The sequence below is a fragment of the Burkholderia sp. Se-20378 genome (assembly GCF_017104665.1).
Classification (GTDB): domain Bacteria; phylum Pseudomonadota; class Gammaproteobacteria; order Burkholderiales; family Burkholderiaceae; genus Burkholderia; species Burkholderia lata.
Genome location: NZ_JAAGPG010001049.1, coordinates 1 through 1,511, shown reverse-complemented (window position 1 = coordinate 1,511; position 1,511 = coordinate 1). Strand labels below are relative to the sequence as shown.

Sequence of the window (1,511 nt, the reverse complement as noted above, 5' to 3'; positions counted from 1 at the left end):
GCGTAGATGTAGTTATTCTTTGATAGTGATCGGACGACCACGTAGAGTGACACGATTGCGCACACTCTCTCCCTACACGAGGCTCTGCCGATCTAACGGGCCGACTGGCTGCACCGGATCGCCGACGGCATCCAGGCGCGCTTCGACGATTTCGTCGCGGCCGAAGTGGCCGACACCGGCCGCCCGCTGGCCCAGGCCCGCACGCTCGACATCGCGCGCGGCATCGCCAACTTCCGCACGTTCGCCGACCTGGTCCGCACGGCCGGCGACGACTGCTTCGAATCGCAGACGGCCGACGGCGCGCAGTATCTCAACTACGTGACGCGCAAGCCGCTCGGCGTGGTCGGCATCATCTCGCCGTGGAACCTGCCGCTGCTGCTGTTCACGTGGAAGGTCGCGCCGGCGCTTGCGATGGGCAACTGCGTCGTCGCGAAGCCGTCGGAAGAGACGCCCGGCTCCGCGACGCTGCTGGCCGAGGTGATCGACGCGGTCGGCCTGCCGCGCGGCGTGTTCAACCTCGTGCACGGCCACGGGCCGGCCGCCGCCGGCGAATTCCTCACGCGCCATCCGGGCATCGACGCGATCACGTTCACCGGCGAATCGCGCACGGGCAGCGCGATCATGAAGGCCGTCGCCGACGGCGTGAAGGACATCTCGTTCGAACTCGGCGGCAAGAACGCGGCCGTCGTGTTCGCCGACGCGGATTTCGACGCGGCCGTGGACGGCATCGTCAAGTCGAGCTTCACCAATGCCGGGCAGGTGTGCCTGTGCAGCGAGCGCGTGTACGTCGAGCGGCCGATCTTCGAGCGCTTCGTCGCCGCGCTGAAAACGCGCACCGAGGCGCTGCAAGTCGGTGCGCCCGACGATCCGGCCACGACGATGGGCCCGCTGATCTCGCGCGGCCATCGCGACAAGGTGCTGTCGTATTTCCGGCTGGCCGTTGAAGAAGGCGCGACCGTCGTGACGGGCGGCGGTGCGCCCACGTTCGGCGATGCGCGCGACGACGGCGCATTCGTGCAGCCGACCATCTGGACCGGGCTGCCCGACACCGCGCGCTGCGTGACCGAGGAGATCTTCGGGCCCGTGTGCCACGTCGCGCCGTTCGACAGCGAGGACGAAGTGATCCGCCGCGTGAACGACAGCGCGTACGGCCTGGCGGCGAGCGTGTGGACGACGCACCTCGCACGCGGCCATCGCGTCGCGAAGCGGATCGAGACGGGCATCGTGTGGCTGAACGCATGGTTCGTGCGCGACCTGCGCACGCCGTTCGGCGGCACCAAGCTGTCGGGCATCGGCCGCGAGGGCGGGCGTCACTCGCTCGATTTCTATTCGGAAACCACCAACGTCTGCGTGAGGGTCGCATGAGCGAATTCGACCGGAATGCGGTGCAGGCGATCGCCGACGCGTTGTGGGCGGCCGAGCGCGACGGCGTGCCGTGCGCGCCGGTGCGCGACGCGATCGCGGCGCTCGGCGGAGATGCGCTCGACGCCGCGTATGCGGTGCAGCGCGTG

The 1,511-nt window shown here is 69.0% G+C and carries 1 pseudogene; it reads left to right on the top strand.

Annotated elements, in window-relative coordinates:
- Positions 1–96: 96 nt before the first annotated feature.
- Positions 97–1,365 (top strand): annotated as a pseudogene (locus tag G3N93_RS40045) (2-hydroxymuconic semialdehyde dehydrogenase); the annotation flags it as partial.
- Between the last annotated feature and the right edge of the window lie 146 nt (positions 1,366–1,511).